This window comes from Streptomyces sp. SL06 (assembly GCF_058244745.1).
In genome coordinates, this window is sequence record NZ_JBSYOT010000002.1 from 5,853,493 (window position 1) to 5,874,051 (window position 20,559).

The 20,559-nt window shown below is 70.0% G+C and carries 16 protein-coding genes and 3 pseudogenes; 18 read left to right on the forward strand and 1 reads right to left on the reverse strand.

The features are described 5' to 3' along the window. Positions 1-27: 27 nt before the first annotated feature. The 6 genes and pseudogenes from arc (at position 28) to prcA (ending at position 5,839) form a co-directional block, all read left to right on the forward strand. On the forward strand, positions 28-1,794 hold the full coding sequence (gene arc, locus AC4IHM_RS26840) for a proteasome ATPase (protein WP_490869557.1): 1,767 nt from the start codon (positions 28-30) through the stop codon (positions 1,792-1,794). A 237-nt stretch (positions 1,795-2,031) separates the two neighbouring features. Continuing rightward, positions 2,032-3,543: a depupylase/deamidase Dop gene (gene dop / locus AC4IHM_RS26845; RefSeq protein WP_490869558.1), complete on the forward strand. Its 1,512-nt coding sequence runs from the start codon at positions 2,032-2,034 to the stop codon at positions 3,541-3,543. Between the two features lie 179 nt (positions 3,544-3,722). Continuing rightward, on the forward strand, positions 3,723-3,941 hold the full coding sequence (locus AC4IHM_RS26850) for a ubiquitin-like protein Pup (RefSeq protein ID WP_490869559.1): 219 nt from the start codon (positions 3,723-3,725) through the stop codon (positions 3,939-3,941). Between the two features lie 136 nt (positions 3,942-4,077). Further along, a pseudogene (locus AC4IHM_RS26855) lies at positions 4,078-4,203 on the forward strand (endonuclease VII domain-containing protein); the annotation flags it as partial. Continuing rightward, positions 4,155-5,000 (forward strand): proteasome subunit beta, encoded by an 846-nt coding sequence (gene prcB / locus AC4IHM_RS26860; protein WP_490869560.1) that lies wholly within the window; start codon positions 4,155-4,157, stop codon positions 4,998-5,000. The pseudogene AC4IHM_RS26855 and the gene prcB, both read left to right, overlap by 49 nt. A gap of 71 nt (positions 5,001-5,071) precedes the next feature. Next, positions 5,072-5,839 (forward strand): proteasome subunit alpha, encoded by a 768-nt coding sequence (gene prcA, locus AC4IHM_RS26865; protein ID WP_490869561.1) that lies wholly within the window; start codon positions 5,072-5,074, stop codon positions 5,837-5,839. Positions 5,840-6,055: 216 nt separating this feature from the next. Here the strand turns inward: prcA and AC4IHM_RS26870 are convergent, their stop codons facing one another. Continuing rightward, a complete protein-coding gene (locus AC4IHM_RS26870) occupies positions 6,056-7,081 on the reverse strand; it encodes a LacI family DNA-binding transcriptional regulator (protein WP_490869562.1) in 1,026 nt (341 codons plus the stop codon). 95 nt (positions 7,082-7,176) lie between these two features. Here AC4IHM_RS26870 and AC4IHM_RS26875 point away from each other — a divergent pair, with 95 nt between their 5' ends. The 12 genes and pseudogenes from AC4IHM_RS26875 to AC4IHM_RS26930 all read left to right on the forward strand — a co-directional run bounded on the left by AC4IHM_RS26875 (position 7,177) and on the right by AC4IHM_RS26930 (position 20,554). Further along, on the forward strand, positions 7,177-8,436 hold the full coding sequence (locus AC4IHM_RS26875; RefSeq protein WP_490869563.1) for an MFS transporter: 1,260 nt from the start codon (positions 7,177-7,179) through the stop codon (positions 8,434-8,436). A gap of 9 nt (positions 8,437-8,445) precedes the next feature. Next, complete coding sequence (gene pafA / locus AC4IHM_RS26880; RefSeq protein ID WP_490869564.1) at positions 8,446-9,807, forward strand: Pup--protein ligase; 1,362 nt, start codon at positions 8,446-8,448, stop codon at positions 9,805-9,807. Positions 9,808-9,958: 151 nt separating this feature from the next. Further along, on the forward strand, positions 9,959-10,960 hold the full coding sequence (locus tag AC4IHM_RS26885; RefSeq protein ID WP_490869565.1) for an FKBP-type peptidyl-prolyl cis-trans isomerase: 1,002 nt from the start codon (positions 9,959-9,961) through the stop codon (positions 10,958-10,960). Positions 10,961-11,020: 60 nt separating this feature from the next. After that, positions 11,021-11,392 (forward strand): FKBP-type peptidyl-prolyl cis-trans isomerase, encoded by a 372-nt coding sequence (locus AC4IHM_RS26890; protein WP_217170754.1) that lies wholly within the window; start codon positions 11,021-11,023, stop codon positions 11,390-11,392. A gap of 126 nt (positions 11,393-11,518) precedes the next feature. Further along, entirely contained in the window at positions 11,519-12,496 is a 978-nt protein-coding gene (locus AC4IHM_RS26895) for a helix-turn-helix transcriptional regulator (RefSeq protein ID WP_490869566.1), read from the forward strand. A gap of 18 nt (positions 12,497-12,514) precedes the next feature. Further along, positions 12,515-13,588: a helix-turn-helix transcriptional regulator gene (locus AC4IHM_RS26900; RefSeq protein ID WP_490869567.1), complete on the forward strand. Its 1,074-nt coding sequence runs from the start codon at positions 12,515-12,517 to the stop codon at positions 13,586-13,588. Continuing rightward, entirely contained in the window at positions 13,585-13,905 is a 321-nt protein-coding gene (locus AC4IHM_RS26905) for a hypothetical protein (protein WP_490869568.1), read from the forward strand. The genes AC4IHM_RS26900 and AC4IHM_RS26905 overlap by 4 nt, the downstream gene beginning before the upstream one ends. Before the next feature lie 10 nt (positions 13,906-13,915). Continuing rightward, positions 13,916-14,110, forward strand: a complete 195-nt coding sequence (locus AC4IHM_RS26910; protein WP_490869569.1) for a hypothetical protein — start codon at positions 13,916-13,918, stop codon at positions 14,108-14,110. A gap of 273 nt (positions 14,111-14,383) precedes the next feature. Then, positions 14,384-14,671, forward strand: a complete 288-nt coding sequence (gene tatA / locus AC4IHM_RS26915; RefSeq protein WP_490869570.1) for a Sec-independent protein translocase subunit TatA — start codon at positions 14,384-14,386, stop codon at positions 14,669-14,671. Between the two features lie 47 nt (positions 14,672-14,718). Next, a pseudogene (gene tatC / locus AC4IHM_RS26920) lies at positions 14,719-15,670 on the forward strand (twin-arginine translocase subunit TatC). Between the two features lie 67 nt (positions 15,671-15,737). Then, positions 15,738-18,591 (forward strand): annotated as a pseudogene (locus AC4IHM_RS26925) (DEAD/DEAH box helicase). Positions 18,592-18,931: 340 nt separating this feature from the next. Continuing rightward, positions 18,932-20,554 carry a sensor histidine kinase gene (locus AC4IHM_RS26930; protein WP_490869571.1) on the forward strand — a complete coding sequence of 541 codons (1,623 nt, stop codon included), beginning with the start codon at positions 18,932-18,934 and terminating at the stop codon, positions 20,552-20,554. Positions 20,555-20,559 lie beyond the last annotated feature (5 nt).

The window sequence follows — 20,559 nt, forward strand, 5'->3', positions numbered from 1 at the left end:
CAGCTCCCCTTGGAGGAGGTGAGGACCGTGGCAGCCCACGACGACGACATGAACCGCGGCATCCGCCCGGGACGCGGGTCCGAGGACCCGGCCGGGCAGGTGGCCTACCTTGAGCAGGAGATCGCCGTCCTGCGACGCAAGCTCGCCGAATCTCCGCGACACACGAGAATTCTCGAAGAGCGGATCGTCGAACTGCAGACCAATCTGGCCGGCGTGTCCGCCCAGAACGAACGACTCGCCGGCACGCTCCGCGAGGCCCGCGACCAGATCGTGGCCCTCAAGGAGGAGGTCGACCGTCTGGCCCAGCCGCCGGCCGGTTTCGGCGTCTTCCTGCAAGCGAATGAGGACGGCACCGCCGACATCTTCACCGGCGGCCGCAAACTCCGGGTGAACGTCAGCCCGAGTGTCGAGCTGGACGAGCTGCGGCGCGGCCAGGAACTGATGCTCAACGAAGCCCTCAACGTGGTCGAGGCCATGGAGTACGAGAGCGTCGGCGACATCGTCACCCTCAAGGAGATCCTGGAGGACGGCGAGCGGGCCCTGGTGCTCGGACACACGGACGAGGAGAGGGTGGTGCGGCTCGCCGAGCCGCTGCGCGGCCTCACCATCCGTCCGGGCGACGCCCTCCTGCTCGAACCCCGCTCCGGCTATGTGTACGAGGTCGTGCCCAAGAGCGAGGTCGAGGAACTCGTCCTCGAAGAGGTCCCCGACATCGGCTACGAGCAGATCGGCGGCCTCGGCGGACAGATCGAGGCCATCCGGGACGCGGTCGAGCTTCCCTATCTCTACCCCGACCTCTTCCGGGAGCACGAGCTGCGTCCGCCCAAGGGCGTCCTGCTCTACGGACCTCCCGGCTGCGGCAAGACGCTCATCGCCAAGGCCGTCGCCAACTCGCTGGCCAAGAAGGTCGCCGAGGTGACCGGCCAGGCCGCGGGCAAGAGCTTCTTCCTCAACATCAAGGGCCCCGAGCTGCTCAACAAGTACGTCGGCGAGACCGAGCGGCAGATCCGCCTGGTCTTCCAGCGGGCCCGTGAGAAGGCCAGCGAGGGCACTCCCGTCATCGTCTTCTTCGACGAGATGGAGTCCCTCTTCCGCACCCGCGGCTCCGGTGTCAGCTCGGACGTGGAGAACACCATCGTCCCCCAGCTGCTCGCCGAGATCGACGGTGTGGAGGGCCTGCAGAACGTGGTGGTGATCGGTGCCTCCAACCGTGAGGACATGATCGACCCCGCCATCCTGCGGCCCGGCCGGCTCGATGTGAAGATCAAGATCGAGCGTCCGGACGCCGAGGCGGCCAAGGACATCTTCGGCAAGTACCTCACCGAGCGCCTCCCGCTCCACTCGGACGACCTCGCGGAGCACGAGAAGGACAAGTCGGCCACCGTCCAGAGCATGATCCAGACGGCGGTGGAACACATGTACGCCGAATCCGACGAGAACCGCTTCCTGGAGGTCACCTACGCCAATGGCGACAAGGAAGTCCTCTATTTCAAGGACTTCAATTCCGGTGCCATGATCGAGAACATCGTGGGCCGCGCCAAGAAGATGGCGATCAAGGACTTCCTCGACAAGGACCAGAAGGGCCTTCGCGTCTCCCATCTCCTCCAGGCCTGCGTGGACGAGTTCAAGGAGAACGAGGACCTGCCCAACACCACCAACCCGGACGACTGGGCCCGGATCTCCGGAAAGAAGGGCGAGCGGATCGTGTACATCCGTACGCTCGTCACCGGAAAGCAGGGCGCGGACACCGGACGCTCCATCGACACGGTGGCGAACACCGGTCAGTACCTGTAATAGGCGGGGCGGCTGCGGGTGCCCTCGACGGGGGTACCCGCAGCCGACTGTTTTTCGGAGCCCCGGCTGGAGCAAGGCAATGACGCAAATGATCTCCCCACCAGCGCAAAGGCGTTCTAGGCTCTTCCGTACCGCCGAGTCGCGCAGTGCGGGGACGGGTACCGCACACGCATCGGAGCGCCAGCGGTACTTGAGCGGAGCCCACGACCGAGGGCACCGCCGGGCAAGGAGGGCCGCATGACCGTACGGCGAGTAATGGGCATCGAGACGGAGTACGGGATCTCCGTCCCCGGCCACCCGAACGCCAATGCCATGCTCACCTCGTCCCAGATCGTCAACGCCTACGCGGCGGCGATGCACCGGGCCCGCCGGGCCCGCTGGGACTTCGAGGAGGAGAACCCGCTGCGGGACGCGCGAGGCTTCGACCTCGCCCGTGAGGCCGCCGACTCCAGCCAGCTCACCGACGAGGACATCGGCCTGGCCAACGTGATCCTCACCAATGGAGCACGCCTCTACGTCGACCACGCCCACCCCGAGTACAGCGCTCCGGAGGTCACCAACCCGCGGGACGCCGTGCTGTGGGACAAGGCCGGCGAGCGGATCATGGCCGAGGCCGCCGAGCGGGCCTCCCAGCTGCCCGGTGCCCAGCCCATCCATCTCTACAAGAACAACACCGACAACAAGGGCGCCTCCTACGGCACGCACGAGAACTACCTGATGAAGCGGGAGACCGCCTTCTCGGACATCGTGCGCCACCTGACGCCCTTCTTCGTCTCCCGCCAGGTCTTCACCGGCGCCGGCCGCGTCGGCATCGGTCAGGACGGGCACGAGCACGGCTTCCAGCTCAGTCAGCGCGCGGACTACTTCGAGGTCGAGGTGGGCCTGGAGACGACGCTGAAGCGCCCCATCATCAACACGCGCGACGAACCGCACGCGGACGCCGAGAAGTACCGGCGGCTGCACGTGATCATCGGCGACGCGAACCTGTCGGAGATCTCGACCTATCTGAAGCTGGGCACGACGGCGCTGGTCCTGTCCATGATCGAGGACGGGTTCATCGCCGTGGACCTGGCCGTGGACCAGCCGGTGCGCACCCTCCACCAGGTGTCGCACGACCCGTCCCTCAAACAGCTGGTCACTCTGCGCAGCGGCCGGACACTGACTGCGGTGCAGCTCCAGATGGAGTACTACGAGCTGGCGCGCAAATACGTCGAGGAACGGTACGGGGCGGACGCCGACGACCAGACCAAGGACGTCCTGGGCCGCTGGGAGGACACCCTCAACCGGCTCGAGAACGACCCGATGAGCCTGGCCGGCGAGCTGGACTGGGTCGCCAAGCGGGAACTCATGGAGGGCTACCGGCGCCGGGACGACCTGGACTGGGACGCCGCCCGGCTGCACCTCGTGGACCTCCAGTACGCCGACGTACGGCCCGACAAGGGCCTGTACAACCGTCTCGTGGACCGCGGCCGCATCAACCGGCTGCTGGACGAGGCGGAGGTCGAGCGGGCCCGTACGAAGCCGCCGGAGGACACCCGGGCGTACTTCCGGGGACGCTGTCTGGAGCAGTACGCGGACAACGTCGCGGCGGCCTCCTGGGACTCGGTGATCTTCGATCTGCCGGGCCGGGACTCGCTCCAGCGGGTCCCAACCCTGGAACCGCTTCGCGGAACGCGTAATCACGTCAAGGAGCTTCTGGACCGCTGCCGTACCGCGGAAGACCTGGTCAAGGTCCTTTCCGGCGGGTGACGGCGCCGAGCGGGTACACGGGAGGAGACCGCCGGGCAGGGTGGAAAGTCATCCGGTCCGGGAACCATCGAGATGGCCCCCGTACGTTGTGCAAACAGCGGGGCCGATGTCGGACCCGGCTTGTAGGGTCTGATCTTGACCGAGCAACTGTGTCGGGCGAACCGAGCGGGGTGAGGGTTATGGCGACCAAGGACACCGGCGGCGGGCAGCAGAAGGCCACGCGTTCCACCGAGGAGGCCGAGGAGCAGACACAGGAGGCGCAGGCTTCCGAGGACCTCAAGGAGCGTCAGGAGAAGCTCAACGACGACGTGGACTCCGTCCTGGACGAGATCGACGACGTCCTCGAGGAGAACGCGGAGGACTTCGTGCGGTCCTTCGTGCAAAAGGGTGGCCAGTAGGCCTGCTCCTCCTCCGTCTCGAAGGCCCGCGGGCTCGAAGGGACGGACGAGCAGTGCGTGAGGCGCGGCGCGCGGTGCGGTGGGAACCGTGCCGCGCGCGGCTCGCGACGGGGGCCGGGGCGTTCGTCCCGTGGTTCCCGCCGAGTATGTGGATCACCGCCGTGGGGCGGGTAGGGTCCGTGACACAGCTGTCGCATACGTGGAAGGAATCGCGTGGAAGCCAACACTCGTAGCACCGGGCGTCTGCCGGCTGCCTTCCTGACGCCCGGGTCCTCTTCGTTCATGGACTTCCTCGGTGAGCACCAGCCCGAGCTGCTCCCGGGAAACCGGCAGCTGCCGCCGGTGCAGGGCGTGGTCGAGGCGCCGCACGGCACCACGATCGTGGCGGTCACGTTCCCCGGCGGTGTCGTCCTCGCCGGTGACCGGCGGGCCACCATGGGCAACATGATCGCGCAGCGGGACATCGAGAAGGTGTTCCCCGCCGACGAGTACTCGGCGGTGGGCATCGCCGGTACGGCGGGTCTGGCCGTGGAGATGGTGAAGCTGTTCCAGCTGGAGCTGGAGCACTTCGAGAAGGTCGAGGGCGCCCAGCTTTCCCTGGAGGGCAAGGCGAACCGCCTGTCCACCATGATCCGGTCCAACCTGGCCATGGCCATGCAGGGGCTCGCCGTGGTGCCGCTCTTCGCCGGGTACGACGTGGACCGCGACCGGGGCCGCATCTTCTCGTACGACGTGACGGGCGGGCGGTCCGAGGAGCGGCACTTCGCGAGCACGGGGTCGGGATCGATCTTCGCGCGCGGTGCGATGAAGAAGCTCTTCCGTGAGGATCTCACCGAGGAGCAGGCCACGACGCTCGTGGTTCAGGCGTTGTACGACGCGGCGGACGACGACTCGGCGACCGGTGGTCCCGATGTCGCGCGCCGGATCTACCCGATCATCACTGTGATCACCGCGGACGGCTTCCGCCGACTGGCCGAGGACGAGTCCTCGCAGCTCGCCCGTTCGGTCCTGGAGCGGCGGCTGGAGCAGCCCGACGGGCCTCGGGCCGCGCTGCTGTAGCGGTCGCGGTCGCGTTTGTTGTGTTGAGGGCAGGTGGTCCAGTGACTTCCACAGAAAGGGACGGATAACCGGTGTCGACGCCGTTCTATGTCTCACCCCAGCAGGCCATGGCCGACCGGGCGGAGTACGCCCGCAAGGGCATCGCCCGTGGCCGCAGCCTGGTCGTGCTGCAGTATGCCGACGGCATCGTGTTCGTCGGCGAGAACCCGTCCCGTGCGCTGCACAAGTTCAGCGAGATCTACGACCGGATCGGCTTCGCCGCCGCCGGCAAGTACAACGAGTACGAGAACCTGCGGATCGGCGGAGTGCGCTACGCCGACCTGCGTGGCTACACCTACGACAGGGACGACGTGACGGCCCGGGGGCTGGCCAACGTCTACGCCCAGACGCTGGGCACGATCTTCTCCAGCTCGGCCGAGAAGCCGTACGAGGTGGAGCTGGTCGTCGCCGAGGTGGGGGAGAGTCCCGACGGCGATCAGATCTACCGGCTGCCGCACGACGGCTCGATCGTGGACGAGCACGGCTCGGTCGCGGTCGGTGGTAACGCGGAGCAGATCAGCGGGTACCTGGACCAGCGGCACCGGGACGGCATGACGCTGGCCGAGGCGCTGAAGCTGGCGGTGCAGGCGCTGTCCCGCGACACGAACGGCAGCGAGCGGGAGATTCCGGCGGAGCGGCTGGAGGTCGCCGTGCTGGACCGTACGCGGCCGCAGAAGCGGAAGTTCAAGCGGATCGTGGGGTCGCAGTTGTCGCGGTTGTTGGAGGCGGGGGGTGGCGATGTGTCCCTCGACGACGCGGACGCGGACACCGGTGGCGATTCGGGTGATGCCGAGGAGTAGGGGTGCGGCCGTCGTGGGTGGCGGGTGCCTGCGGCGGCCTGTTCGGGTTCGGTGGGGGCTTGGGCGCGCGTTCGGTTGTGTGGGGGTCGGGGGCGTGCCGGGGGGTGTCCGTCCCCGGAACGGCGGGGAATCGGTCACTTGTGAGGGTGCGGGGTGTTGACGCGCCAACCGCTGCGGGCGGACGCCCCCGTTCCGCCCCCTCCTCGCCGTACGCGGCTACCGGTTCGGTTCTTGGCGTGGGTGGGCTGTGGAGGCTCGGGTCATCAGGGTCACCGGGATGTCGCCCTCTTCCACGGGGCGGCCTTCCATGACTGCCAGTAGGGCGTGCATGCCGCGTTCGCCGAAGAGTTCCGCGTCCAGGCGGACGGTCGTCAGTTCGGGGTCGATGGCCGTGGCCAGGCCCAGGTCGTCCAGGCCCGTGACCGAGAGGTCGTCGGGGATGCGCAGGCCCACCCGGCGGGCCGCCTTGTAGGCGCCGGCCGCCAGTTTGTCGTCGTCGCAGACCAGTGCCGTCGGCCGCGGGCCCGGGGCGGTGAGCGCGGCCTCCGCGGCGGTGCGGGCGCCCTCGATCGAGATGGGGGCGCGGATCGTGCGCAGGTCGGTGCCGGGGACGGCGGCCAGCCGTGTCGCCAGTTCGCGGGCGCGCACCTCGAAGGTCCAGGACGGGACGTCCGCCGCGAGGTGGAGAAAGCGGCGGTGGCCCAGGGACAGCAGGTGTTCCGTGACCTGGCGTATGCCGTCGGCGATGTCCAGATTGACCGTCGCGGCGCCCAGGCTGCCCTCCGGGTCGCTGTCCAGCATGACCAGGGGGAGCTGGTCGCCCCGGATCGCGGTCAGCGCCTCGGCGGCCATGGAGGAGGCGAGCACGCCGTCCAGGGCCGCCTGCGCGGAGGCGAAGGGGTCCCGGGCCGGGCCCACGCCCTCGGGGGAGGGGTAGAGGACCACCCCGAAGCCGTGCTCGGCGGCGACCCGGGCGGCGCCCGTGTACACCTCCGCGAAGAACTCCGTGGTGAGCGCGGGGACGACCAGCAGGATCGTGCGGGTGCGGCCCAGGCGCAGGTTGCGCGCGGCCAGGTTGGGGCGGTAGCCGAGGTCGTGCGCGGCCTCGCGGACCCGCTGGGCCGTGGACTCCGACACCCGGCCGCGCCACTTGTCGCCGAGGACCAGGGACACCGCTGCCTGGGACACGCCGGCGGCGCGGGCGACGTCCCGGCTCGTGGGGCGGGTGCTGCCTCGTGCCACCGTTCGCCTGCGCTTTCGTCTGGACTCGTGAACAGGCGACATGGTACGTATGGCCACGGTAGTTATACGTAACACGTGGCAGAAGGAGGTGCGTCGTGGTCGCCGGGTATCTGGAGGTTCTCCGGGCGCGGCACGCGGTACGGCTGCTCGCCGGCACGCTGGTGGGGCGGCTGCCCAACGCCACCGCGGCGATCGCGATCGTGCTGTTCGTACGGTCCGAGGGCGGCTCGTACAGCCTGGCGGGGGCGCTGGCCGCCGTGTACGGCGTCGCCAACGCCGTGGGCCAGCCGGTGCTGGGGCGGCTCGTGGACCTGCGCGGGCAGCCGCGGGTGCAGTTGCCGGCGGCCGTGCTGTCGGGGCTGGCCATGGCCGCGTTCGCCTTCGCAGGAACCGGGACGGCCGTGCTCGCGTACGTGGCCGTGGGCGCCGGAGGGCTGTTCACACCGCCGCTGGAGGGCGGGCTGCGGGCGCTGTGGCCGAGTGTGCTCGGCGAGGAGGGGCGGGTGCACACGGCCTACGCCATGGACGCCGTGGCGCAGGAGGTCATGTTCACCGTCGGACCGCTGCTCGTGACGGTGTGCGTGTCCCTGTGGTCGCCGCTGGTCGCGCTGCTCGCGCTGAACGCGGTGGGTGTGCTCGGTGCCCTGTCCGTCGTGGTCTCGCCGCCCTCGCGCGCGTGGCGGTCGGCGCCGCGCGAGGCGCACTGGCTGGGGGCGCTGCGTTCGTCGGGGCTGCTGGCGCTGCTGGGCGCGTTCCTGTTCGTCGGGACGGCGCTCGGGTCCATCACCGTCGCCTCCGTGCCGTACGCCGATGAGCACGGCGGTGACGCCGTCTACGGGTGGCTGATGGCCGCCCTGGGGCTCGGCGCGCTGATCGGCGGGAGCGTCTACGGGGCGCGGCAGTGGGCCGGTGAGCCCGCTCGGCGACTGCGCGTGCTGGTGGCGCTGCTGGCGGTCTGTTACCTGCCGCTGATGCTGATGCCGGGCGCGGTGGCCATGGTGCTGCTCGCGGTGGTCGCGGGTGTCTTCCTCGCGCCGTGCATCGCGTGCGCGTTCGTCCTCGTCGATCTGCACGCGCCGCGCGGCACGGTGACGGAGGCGTTCTCCTGGCTCGTGACGACGTTCACCGTGGGCGCCTCGCTGGGCACGGGCCTCGCGGGGCCCGTCGTGGAGCACGGCGGGGTGCTGTGGGGCTTCGCCGTGCCCGGGGCGGCCGGGGCCGTGTCCCTGCTCGTACTGATGTGCACGGGACGGGTCCTCGCAGCTCCCGCGCGGGAGGCGGTCGTTGCGGCTTCACCGGAAAATGATCCAAACCGTGCCGTCGAACCCCGTTTCAGTTCGGGTCATCAGGCGTAATGTTCAGTCATGGACCGCCGCATTTTCGGGCTGGAGAACGAGTACGGCGTCACGTGCACGTTCAGGGGACAGCGCCGCCTGTCGCCTGACGAGGTGGCGCGGTACCTCTTCCGCCGTGTCGTGTCATGGGGCCGCAGCAGCAATGTCTTTCTGCGCAACGGGGCCCGCCTCTATCTCGACGTGGGATCACATCCGGAATACGCCACACCCGAATGTGACAATGTGATCGAACTCGTCACCCACGACAAGGCGGGCGAGCGCATTCTCGAAGGACTCCTGGTGGACGCCGAACGACGCCTGCACGAGGAGGGAATCGCGGGCAACGTCTACCTCTTCAAGAACAACACCGACTCCGCCGGAAACTCCTACGGCTGCCACGAGAACTATCTGGTGGCGCGGCACGGGGAGTTCTCACGGCTCGCGGACATTCTCATCCCGTTCCTGGTGACCCGGCAGCTGCTCTGCGGCGCCGGCAAGGTGCTCCAGACCCCGCGCGGTGCCGTGTACTGCGTCAGTCAGCGCGCCGAGCACATCTGGGAGGGCGTGTCCTCCGCGACCACCCGGTCCCGGCCCATCATCAACACCCGCGACGAGCCGCACGCCGACGCCGAGCGCTACCGGCGCCTGCACGTCATCGTGGGCGACTCCAACATGTCCGAGACGACCATGCTGCTCAAGGTCGGCGCCACCGACCTGGTGCTGCGCATGATCGAGGCGGGCACGGTGATGCGCGACCTCACCCTGGAGAACCCGATCCGGGCCATCCGCGAGGTCAGTCACGACATCACCGGGCGCCGCAAGGTGCGCCTGGCCAGCGGCCGGGAGGCCTCCGCCCTCGAGGTGCAGCGGGAGTACTTCGAGAAGGCCGTGGACTTCTGCGAGCGCCGCGGTATCCGCACCGGGACGGTGGAGCGGGTCCTGGAGCTGTGGGGGCGCACGCTCGACGCCATCGAGGCCGAGGACCTCGACCGCATCGACACCGAGATCGACTGGGTCATGAAGTACAAGCTCATCGAGCGGTACCGGGCCAAGCACAACATGACCATGTCGCACCCGCGGGTCGCGCAGATAGACCTCGCCTACCACGACATCCACCGTCGTCGTGGCCTGTACTACCTGCTCGAGAAGAAGGGCCAGGCCGCCCGGGTCGCCAACGACCTGAAGATCTTCGAGGGCAAGTCCGTACCGCCGCAGACCACTCGGGCCCGGCTGCGCGGCGACTTCATCCGGCGGGCCCAGGAGCAGCGCCGGGACTTCACCGTCGACTGGGTCCACCTCAAGCTCAACGACCAGGCCCAGCGCACGGTGTTGTGCAAGGACCCGTTCCGTTCGGTGGACGACCGGGTGGAGAAGCTGATCGCCGGGATGTGACCCGGACGAGGTGAGACAAGCGTTCCCGCGCGAAGGGGCGGAACGCCACACGGGCACCGTACGTTAGCCGTGCGGTGCCCTTCTCACGCCGTAGAGTTGCGCGCACGCCATCAGGCAGGACCGACCGACACACCGATACGAGGCCCCCACCGTGCGCCGACGCTCACTCCTTATCGCCGTACCCGCCGGACTGGTCACGCTCGCCGCATGCGGAGACGACGACGACTCCGGTTCGAGCGTCGCCGACGACTCCGCGAGCCCCGAGGCCTCGGCCTCGTCCGCCCCGCCGCCGAAGATCGTCGACGGTCCGCTGCCGGCGATCACCGCGGGGACGAAGTTCGACGAGAAGCCGACCGTCGCCAAGGGCAGCGGCGATCCCTCCAAGGACCTCGCGGTCAAGACGGCCATCGCCGGCGGCGGCAGGGCCGTCGCCGAGAACGACTTCGTCGTGGCCAACTACCTGGGCCAGATCTGGAGCAGCGCGAAGGTCTTCGACAACTCCTACGACCGCAAGACCCCGCTCGTCATCCAGCTCGCCCAGGGCAGCATCATCGAGGGCTGGCGGTACGCGCTCACGGGCAAGAAGGCGGGCAGCCGCGTCCAGTTCGCCGTGCCGCCCACCTGGGGCTACGGCGAGCAGGGCAACGAGGAGGCGGGCATCAAGGGCACCGACACGCTCGTGTTCGTCGTCGACGTGCAGGACACCTTCAACGCCAACAGCTCCGCCAAGGGCAAGGAGGTCCCGCAGGACGACGCGGGGCTCCCCAAGGTGGGCATCAACACCGACGGCAAGGCGCCCTCCATCGAGGTGCCCAAGGCCGACGCGCCGAAGAAGCTCGTGGCGGACTACATCCTGGAGGGTGACGGCGCCGAGGTCGGGGCCGAGGACAGCGTGCTCGTGCAGTACAAGGGCGTGGTGTGGGACGGCGGCAAGGAGTTCGACTCGACGTACGGCAGGAAGCAGCTGACGTTGTTCTCGCTCCAGCAGGTCGTCAAGGGGTGGTCGCAGGGGCTGACCGGCAAGAAGGTCGGCAGCCGTGTCCTCGTGGTCATCCCGCCCGACCTGGGCTACGGCGACAACCCGCCGCAGGGCAGCGGCATCGAGAAGGACTCCACCCTGGTCTTCTCGGTCGACATCCTGGCGAAGATGTGACCCCTCGGGGATGTAAGACTTGGCCCGTTGCCTTTCCGCAGACAAGCAGGAGCTGAACACGTGAGCATCGACAAGCCCGAGGTCGACTTCCCGGGCGGCGAGCCCCCGGCGGACCTCGAGATCAAGGACATCTGGGAGGGCGACGGCCCGGTGGCCGAGGCCGGCCAGACCGTCACCGTGCACTACGTGGGTGTCGCCTTCAGCACCGGCGAGGAGTTCGACGCCAGCTGGAACCGCGGCGCGCCGTTCCGCTTCCCGCTGGGCGGCGGCCGGGTCATCGCCGGCTGGGACCGGGGCGTGCAGGGCATGAAGGTCGGTGGCCGCCGCCAGCTGACCGTCCCGGCCCACCTCGCCTACGGCGACCAGAGCCCCACCCCGGCGATCAAGCCCGGCGAGACGCTGATCTTCGTGGTCGATCTGCTCGGAGTCTGATCGAAGTCCGATCGGAGCCGGTCACCTGGGGTCCATGCCTGTCCGGGCGTGGGCCCTCGGCTTTTGCCGCGCCCCCGCGGGGCGGTACGGTCATCCGTCGTAAGCACCATAGGGAGAAGGGCGTCGATGGCCATTGCCAAGGCCGAGCGGCTGATGAACCTGGCGCTGTGTCTGCTCGGGACACGGCGGCCACTCAGCAAGCGCGAGCTGCGCGATTCCATCGAGGCCTACGTCGAGGCTTCCCGGCCGGGGCAGGGCACGGCGGGTTCCGAGGACTCCTTCAACCGCATGTTCGAGCGCGACAAGGACGACCTGCGGGAACTCGGGCTGGTCATCGAGACCGTCGAGAGCCTCGACGGCGAGTTCGGCTATCTGGCCCGCCGCGACAGCAACCGCCTGCCGCCCATCACGCTGGACGCCGAGGAGGCCGCCGCGCTCGGGCTCGCCGCCAAGGTGTGGCAGCAGGCCCGGCTCGCCGGTGCCGCGAGCGGCGCCCTGCAGAAGCTGCGCGCGGCCGGGCTGCCCGAGGACGTTGACCCGTACGAGGCGCACAGCGCGCTGGAGCCGCGCATCCCCGTGCACGAGGCCGCGTTCGAGCCGCTGATGCTGGCCTGCCGCGACCGCCGGCCGGTCGTCTTCGACTACCGCAAGGCCAACGCCGCCCAGCCCGAGCCCCGGCACGTCGAACCCTGGGCGCTGGAGTGCTGGCGCGGCCACTGGTACCTGGCCGGCTTCGACCGCGACCGCGGCGCCGAGCGGGTCTTCAGGCTGTCCAGGATCACGGGCCGGGTGCGCTCGCGCGGCGCGCGGTTCACGGCGCCCGTGCCCGATGTCGTCACCGTCCGGGAGACGGTCGCGAGCTGGGCCGGCGAGACCGCCGACCGCTCCGCCCTGATCCGGCTGCGTACCGGCGCCGGGTACCCCCTGCGGGCGAGGGCCTCCCGGGTGCGGGAACTCGGCGACGGCTGGGACGAGTTGGAGATTCCGTACGGGCACGGCCTGGACGCCTGGCTGGTCGAGTTCGGGCCCGACGTGGTGGTGCTGGAGCCCGCGGAGTTGCGTGCGGACGTGGTGGACCGGCTGCGTGCCGTCGCCAAGGGCTGAGGGGGAGCGGACAACACAGTGGCAGGCAAACCGGCCAGGGCAGTGAACGCCATCGACCAGACCCGACGGATGCTGTCCCTGGTGACGTATCTGCGCGAGCGCCCCGGCGCCCGGGTCGAGGATGTCGCGCGGGCCTTCGGCATCACCGAGGACGAGCTGGTCTCCGACCTCGATGTGCTGCCCATGTGCGGCACCAGCTTCCGCGGCGGTGATCTGCTCGACATCGACACCGACGGCGAGCGCATCTGGTGGCACAATCCCGCCGCCCTCGGCGCGGACGCCGCCGAGCCGCTGCGGCTCGCCGCCGACGAGGCCACCGCGCTGCTCGTCGCCGCCCGAGCCGTGGCGACCCTGCCCGGCCTGCGCGAGAGCGACCGGCAGGCGCTGGTGCGGGCCACCGCCAAGGTGGAGACGGCGGCCGGCGAGACGGCCGGCGCCAGCTCCCGCCTGTCGGTCACCTTCGAGTCCGAGGGCGGTGTCTTCGCCGACGTCGACCGGGCGATCTCCGAGCGCCGCCGGCTGTGGATCCGCTACTACTCGCCGGCCCGGGACGAACTCACCGAGCGCGAGATCGACCCCATCCGCCTCGTCAGCGTGGGGCACACATATGTGGAGGCCTGGTGCCGCCGCTCCGAGGCCCGGCGCACCTTCCGGCTCGACCGGGTCGCCGAGATCCGCATCCTGGACGAGCCGTCCGCGCCGCCCGAGGTCGAGCTGCGGGACCTGTCGGAGGGGCTGGTGCAGCCCGCGGCCGAGGACCCCGAGGTCGTCGTGGAGGTCGGTCCGGGCGGACGCTGGGTCGCCGAGTACTACCCGCACGACAGCGCGGAGGAACTGGACGACGGCGGGCTGCGCATCACCCTGCGCACCCCGGACCCGGCCCACCTGCGGCGGCTGGCGCTGCGGCTCGGGCGGGACGGCCGGATCGTCTCCCCGCCCGCGCTCGCCGACAGCGCCCGGCACGCGGCCCGCGAGGCGCTGGCCGCGTACGACGGGATCGAGGCGGCAAAGACGCACGGCGGCACCGAGCCGGACGAGGTGCGCGGCGGGACGGACGCGAGGCGGCACGACAGGCAGGAGCGAGGACTGTGAGCGAGCCCCTGGGCCCGGGTGTGACGGGCACGCCGGTTGTGACAGGTGCGCCGGGTGTGACGGCGGCGTCGGCGTTCGCCGGCATGAGACGCGTGTCACCGGTCGTGTTCAAGGCGGGCTGCCCGGACTGCCGGGGCCGCTTCGAGCTGGCCGCGAGCGCCCTGCGCCTGGCCATCGGTGCCACGAGCCGCACCACGTTCTACTCGTTCACCTGTCCCGACTGCGGGACCGTCGTCCGCAAGCCGGCCGGGGAGCGGGTCGTGGAACTGCTCACGGGCGGCGGGGTCAGGACCCTGCGGCTGCACTCCACCGTCTAGGCTCGGTGTCATGTTCTGGCCGATGTTCGCGGTTGCCGTGGGTTTTCTGGGTCTCGCCGTTCTCGCGGTGTTCGCCGTGAAGGTGTTCGTGGAGGCGCGGCGCCTGGGCCTCCAGGTGACGGACTCGGCCCGCAGGATCGGCCGGGCCGCGGAGGACCTGGAGCGCGCGGCCGGGAGTGCCGCCCGTGCCGCGGACGCGCTCTGACGGATCCCGCCGCGGGGCTTCGGGGGTGGCCCGACAGACACGTGTGAGTTGCGTTTTGGGGCACTTCGCCCTGTCACCTCACAGGCCCCTGACGGTACGCTGCTGGTCGCGGCCCGGAATACGAGGCTCGGTCGCGGACGGGAGTATGCAGGGGGATTGCCTCCCGTTTACCCCTGAGCGTTACGATCGCTGCACAAGACGATCGATCGGACGTGTGTCCGACCGGTTGGACAGCACCCCCACCCAACCGCCTCGGTGAGAAGGTAAAGACTTATGTTCGGAAGGCTCGGCGCTCCCGAGATCATTCTCATCCTCGTCGTCATCGTCCTGCTGTTCGGCGCGAAGAAGCTTCCGGACATGGCGCGGTCGCTCGGCAAGTCGGCGCGCATCCTCAAGAGCGAGGCCAAGGCCATGAAGAGCGAGGGCAGGTCCGACGAGGCCGCCCCCGCCGACCCGCCCCAGCCGGAGCAGGGCGCGGCACACCGCACCATCCAGGCCGCCCCCGGCGACGTGAGCAGCTCCCGGCCGGTCACCGAGCCGACGGACACGACCAAGCGCTGACGCAGGGCCGGTGACCTCCGGCCCGCCGCACGAGATGGGAACGTGGGTTGCTGAAGCCTGCCCGCAACAAGGAGAAGGACCCGGAGGGCCGGATGCCCCTCGGGGAGCACCTTCGTGAGCTACGCAACCGGCTCGCGAAGGCCCTGCTGGCCGTCGTCGTCGTCACCGTGGTCGCCGCCTTCTTCTATCAGGAGATCATCAATCTCCTCACCGAGCCGATCCTCAAGTCGGTCGGATGCGCGAAGTCGTTCGAAGAGCTGGCCAATGAGTCGGACAGCTCGCAGCCGTGCGCGCAGATCACCATCAACGGTCTGCTCGGTCCCTTCACCCTGGCCCTGAAGGTGTCGCTGACCGCCGGCATCGTGCTGGCCTCGCCGGTCTGGCTCTACCAGCTGTGGGCGTTCGTCGCCCCGGGACTGCACAGGAACGAGAAGAAGTACGCCTACGCCTTCGTCGCAAGCGGTGCGCCGCTGTTCCTGATCGGCGCCTACTTCGCCTACGCGGTGCTGCCCACCTCCGCGAAGGTGCTGATCGACTTCACCCCGAACGACGTTCGACAACCTGCTGCCGCTGGACGACCTGCTCGACCTCGTCACCCGTATGGTGATCGTCTTCGGTCTCTCCTTCGAGCTGCCCCTGCTGCTGGTGATGCTCAACCTCACCGGCGTGCTGTCCGGCAAGCGGATGCTCGGCTGGTGGCGCGGAATGATCATGGGTATCACCGTGTTCGCGGCCGTCGCCACGCCGAGCACGGACCCGCTGACCATGATGATGCTGGCCGGTCCGATCTGGGTCCTGTACTTCGGCGCGGTCGTCATCGCGCTGGTCAACGACAGACGCAAAGCCCGCCGCAGGGCCCTGGAGCCCGACGACGACGAGGCGTCCGAGCTGGACCTCACCCCCGAGGACATCGGCGAGGCCGAGGCCGTGACCACCTCCCGCGCCCTGCCCGAGCAGGCCACCAGGGACCGGGTCAACGGCTACGACGACGTGACCTGATGAGGGCCGGGGGCGGTGACGGCACACCGCGCCGCCCCCACGCAACCCCCACAGGGCCGATCCGATAATGATCGTCCTGTTGTCAGTGCGGCCCGGTACGCTCGAAAGCACGATGACAGAGGATCTCTCACCGGCCGAGCGGTACGCGGCAGCCCGCCGGCGTGCTGCCGAGCAGGCCACCGCGCTCGCCTCCTTCCGCGAGATGTACGACTTCGGCCTCGACCCCTTCCAGATCGAGGCCTGTCAGGCGCTCGAAGCGGGCAAGGGTGTGCTGGTGGCCGCGCCCACGGGCTCCGGCAAGACGATCGTCGGCGAGTTCGCCGTCCACCTCGCCCTCCAGCAGGGCAAGAAGTGCTTCTACACCACGCCCATCAAGGCCCTGTCCAACCAGAAGTACGCCGACCTGTGCCGTCGCTACGGCGCGGACCGGGTCGGCCTGCTCACCGGCGACAACAGCGTGAACTCCGACGCCCCGGTCGTCGTGATGACCACCGAGGTCCTGCGGAACATGCTGTATGCCGGTTCCCGGACCCTCCTGGGCCTCGGGCACGTGGTCATGGACGAGGTGCACTACCTCTCCGACCGCTTCCGCGGCGCCGTGTGGGAGGAGGTGATCATCCACCTCCCCGAGTCCGTGACCCTGGTCTCCCTGTCGGCCACCGTGTCGAACGCGGAGGAGTTCGGCGACTGGCTCGACACCGTGCGCGGCGACACCCAGGTGATCGTCTCCGAGCACCGGCCCGTGCCGCTGTTCCAGCACGTGCTGGCCGGGCGCCGGATGTACGACCTGTTCGAGGAGGGCGAGGGCCACAAGAAGGCCGTCAATCCCGACCTCACCCGCATGGCCCGGCTGGAGGCGAGCCGCCCGTCCTACCAGGACCGCAGGCGGGGCCGTGCCATGAAGGAGGCCGACCGGGAGCGTGAGCGCAGACAGCGCTCCCGCGTGTGGACGCCGAGCCGCCCCGAGGTCATCGACCGGCTCGACTCCGAGGGGCTGCTGCCCGCGATCACCTTCATCTTCAGCCGCGCCGCCTGCGAGGCCGCCGTCCAGCAGTGCCTCCACGCCGGCCTGCGGCTCAACGACGAGCGGGCGCGGGGGAGAGTGCGCGCCCTGGTCGAGGAGCGCACCGCCTCCATCCCGACCGAGGACCTGCACGTCCTCGGGTACTACGAGTGGCTGGAGGGCCTGGAGCGGGGCATCGCCGCCCACCACGCGGGCATGCTCCCGACGTTCAAGGAGGTCGTCGAGGAGCTGTTCGTCCGCGGGCTGGTCAAGGCCGTCTTCGCGACCGAGACCCTGGCCCTCGGCATCAACATGCCCGCCCGCTCGGTCGTGCTGGAGAAGCTCGTCAAGTGGAACGGCGAGCAGCACGCCGACATCACCCCCGGCGAGTACACCCAGCTCACCGGCCGGGCCGGGCGGCGCGGCATCGACGTCGAGGGCCACGCCGTCGTGCTGTGGCAGCGCGGGATGAGCCCCGAGCACCTCGCGGGACTGGCCGGCACCCGCACGTATCCGCTGCGCTCCAGCTTCAAGCCGTCGTACAACATGGCGGTCAACCTGGTCGAGCAGTTCGGCCGGCATCGCTCGCGGGAGCTGCTGGAGAACGTCCTTCGCGCAGTTCCAGGCGGACAAGTCGGTCGTCGGGATCTCCCGGCAGGTGCAGCGCAACGAGGAGGGCCTCGAAGGCTACAAGGCCTCCATGACCTGCCACCTCGGCGACTTCGAGGAGTACGCGCGGCTGCGCCGTGAGCTGAAGGACCGGGAGAACGAGCTGGCCAGGCAGGGCGCCAACCAGCGGCGTGCCGAGGCCGCCGTGGCGCTGGAGAAGCTGAAGCCGGGCGACGTCATCCATGTGCCGACCGGCAAGTACGCCGGCCTCGCCCTGGTGCTGGACCCGGGGCTGCCCGCCGGGCGGTCCAACGGCCACCGCGGCTTCGAGCACCACGACGGACCGCGCCCGCTGGTGCTGACCGCCGAGCGGCAGGTCAAGCGGCTGGCGTCGATGGACTTCCCGGTGCCGGTCGAGGCGCTGGAGCGGATGCGGATCCCCAAGTCCTTCAACCCGCGCTCGCCCCAGTCCCGCCGGGACCTCGCCTCCGCGCTGCGCACCAAGGCCGGGCACATCCCGCCGGAGCGGGCCCGCAAGAAGCGGTCCCAGGCGGCCGACGACCGGGAGATCGCCCGGCTGCGCAAGGACCTGCGGGCCCATCCCTGCCACGGCTGCGACGACCGCGAGGACCACGCCCGCTGGGCCGAGCGCTACCACCGGCTGATGCGCGACACCACGCAGCTGGAGCGCCGGATCGAGGGCCGGACGAACACCATCGCCCGCACCTTCGACCGCATCGTCGCGCTGCTGACGGAGCTGGACTACCTGCGCGGCGACGAGGTCACCGAGCACGGCAAGCGCCTCGCCCGGCTCTACGGCGAACTCGACCTGCTCGCCAGCGAATGCCTGCGCGAGGGAGTCTGGGAGGGCCTGTCCCCGGCCGAGCTGGCCGCCTGCGTGTCGGCGCTGGTCTACGAGTCCCGGGCCGCCGACGACGCGATGGCGCCGAAGGCCCCCTCGGGCAGGGCCAAGGCCGCGCTCGGCGAGACGGTCCGCATCTGGGGCCGCCTGGACGCCCTGGAGGAGGACTTCCGGATCAGCCAGACCGAGGGCGTCGGCCAGCGCGAGCCCGACCTCGGCTTCGCCTGGGCGGCGTACATGTGGGCATCCGGCAAGGGCCTCGACGAGGTGCTGCGCGAGGTGGAGATGCCGGCCGGCGACTTCGTGCGCTGGTGCAAGCAGGTCATCGACGTCCTCGGCCAGATCTCGGCCGCCGCGCCCGTTGCGGGCTCGACGGTCCCGAAGAACGCGCGCAAGGCGGTCGACGGACTGCTGCGCGGGGTGGTCGCCTACTCGTCCGTGGGGTAGCCACCGCCCCCGCCACCGCGCGGAAGCAGACATGCGAAGGCCCGGCGTACCCCGCCGGGCCTTCGCATGCGCGTTCGCATGCCTTTTCTTCGTTACGCAAAGTGTTCGAATGGCTCCTCGTCGTACAAATGGGCCCGACCCTACTTCAGTCCAGGTGTCCGTTTCAGGTGCTTGCTGAATATGACATGGCGATGATCCCCTCGGGCTAAGCTCGCCCGCAGCGCACCGAGTTGAGGTGTAATCGCGCGCTTGTTCCCAATGCGCCGAAAATCCCGACAACTCCCCGACATACCCAGCTGCAAGCTTCCCCATCCCAGCCGATTCGTTTCAGAAGGCCTACATGGTGAGTGTTGATTCCCCTCCAGGTCGCGGTGAAGTTCCCTACGCGCGAACGCTGTTGCTGCCGGCCCTCGTGATGGTCGCGGCCACCGGGGCCGCCGTCGCCGCGGTGACGGAACCGGCCCGGCTCGCCGTCGGCTGGTGCGGTGCCGTCGCCACCCTGCTGGTGCTCGCCATGGCGTACGAGGCGGTACGCCGCGGCCGTGCGCTGCGGGCGCTGCGCGCCGAGCACGCCCGGCACAGCGAGTACCTGGAACGCCGCGCCGCGAGCCACCACGAGGAGATGGTCCGCCTCGGCGGCGAAGTCATCCCCAACATCCTGGACTTCATGCGCTCGGGGAGCACCCCCCAGGAAGTGATGCACCGCCTCGGCGAGGTGGACCCCTCCTACACCGGACTCGGCGAGCCGCAGCGTCAGTTGATCCGCATGGTCTGCGGCATCGTCGACCACCAGGACTCCATGCGCGAGTCCGCCGAGCGCTCCTTCGTCGACATCGCCCGCCGCGTCCAGGCGATCGTCCACCAGCAGAACAAGGAACTCCGCGAGATGGAGGAGGACCACGGGCGCAACCCCGAGGTCTTCGACGACCTCCTGCGCATCGACCACGGCACCTCCCTGATCGGCCGCCTCGCCGACTCGATCTCCGTCATCGGCGGCGGCCGGCCCGGACGCCAGTGGCCCCAGCCGGTCGCCCTGTACAGCGTGCTGCGCGGCGCCATGTCCCGGATCCTGGAGTACCGCCGGATCAACCTGGCCTCCATCGCCAAGGTCAACATCAAGGGCACCGCGGTCGAGCCGGTCATCCACGCCGCCGCCGAACTCCTCGACAACGCCACCCGCTACTCGCCGCCCGGCTCCAAGGTGCACGTCACCGCGACCGAGGTGCAGAGCGGTGTCTGCATCGAGATCGAGGACGCCGGCGTCAGCCTCAGCGAGGAGTCCCGCGCCCGTATCGAGGGCCTGCTGGAGCACGCCAAGCGCGGCACCGACGTACAGGACCTCGCCCACCACCCGCGCCTCGGCCTGTCCGTCGTCGGCCGGCTGTGCACGCAGTTCGACATGGACGTGTCGCTGCGCGCCTCCGCGTACGGCGGAGTGCGGGCCATCCTGATCGTGCCCAGCAAGATGATGACCACCGAGCCCGGCGTCGGACTCGCCCACGGCATCGGCGCCACCTCGATCCCCACCCCCGGCCCCGACGCCCTTCCCGGGCCCGAGCGCAAGCCCAAGAAGCGCCGTCCCACCAGCCCCCGCATCCCGGCCACGGTCTCCCTGGAGGACGACGTTCCCGAGGTGACCGAGTGGACGGCGGGCGGCCTCCCGCAGCGTCGCAGCCGGGTCAGGATGCCGCTCAGCCAGCGCCTTGCCGAACAGGCCGTCTGGGAGCGGGAGGACGCCGAGCGCGAGGCCCGCGAGGCCGCCGAGCGCGCCCGGAGGGGCCTGCCGGCACAGGCGGCCCCCGAGCCCGAACGCGACAAGAGCGAGGAACTCCCGCCGGGGCACTGGATCGGCGCCTTCTGGGAGGGCCTCAAGCAGCACCCGGGCATCACCCAGGCCCACCAGCAGTCCAGCAGCAACGAGCCGGCCAACGCCCCGGCAGACGACGAGGGGAACCTCAAGTGATCGAG

Coding starts and splice junctions, on each gene's coding strand:
- AC4IHM_RS26895 (WP_490869566.1), top strand. CDS start 11,519: ATGGCCATTGCCAAGGCCGAGCGGCTGATGAACCTGGCGCTGTGTCTG.
- AC4IHM_RS26910 (WP_490869569.1), top strand. CDS start 13,916: ATGTTCTGGCCGATGTTCGCGGTTGCCGTGGGTTTTCTGGGTCTCGCC.
- AC4IHM_RS26930 (WP_490869571.1), top strand. CDS start 18,932: ATGGTGAGTGTTGATTCCCCTCCAGGTCGCGGTGAAGTTCCCTACGCG.
- pafA (WP_490869564.1), top strand. CDS start 8,446: ATGGACCGCCGCATTTTCGGGCTGGAGAACGAGTACGGCGTCACGTGC.
- dop (WP_490869558.1), top strand. CDS start 2,032: ATGACCGTACGGCGAGTAATGGGCATCGAGACGGAGTACGGGATCTCC.
- AC4IHM_RS26850 (WP_490869559.1), top strand. CDS start 3,723: ATGGCGACCAAGGACACCGGCGGCGGGCAGCAGAAGGCCACGCGTTCC.
- tatA (WP_490869570.1), top strand. CDS start 14,384: ATGTTCGGAAGGCTCGGCGCTCCCGAGATCATTCTCATCCTCGTCGTC.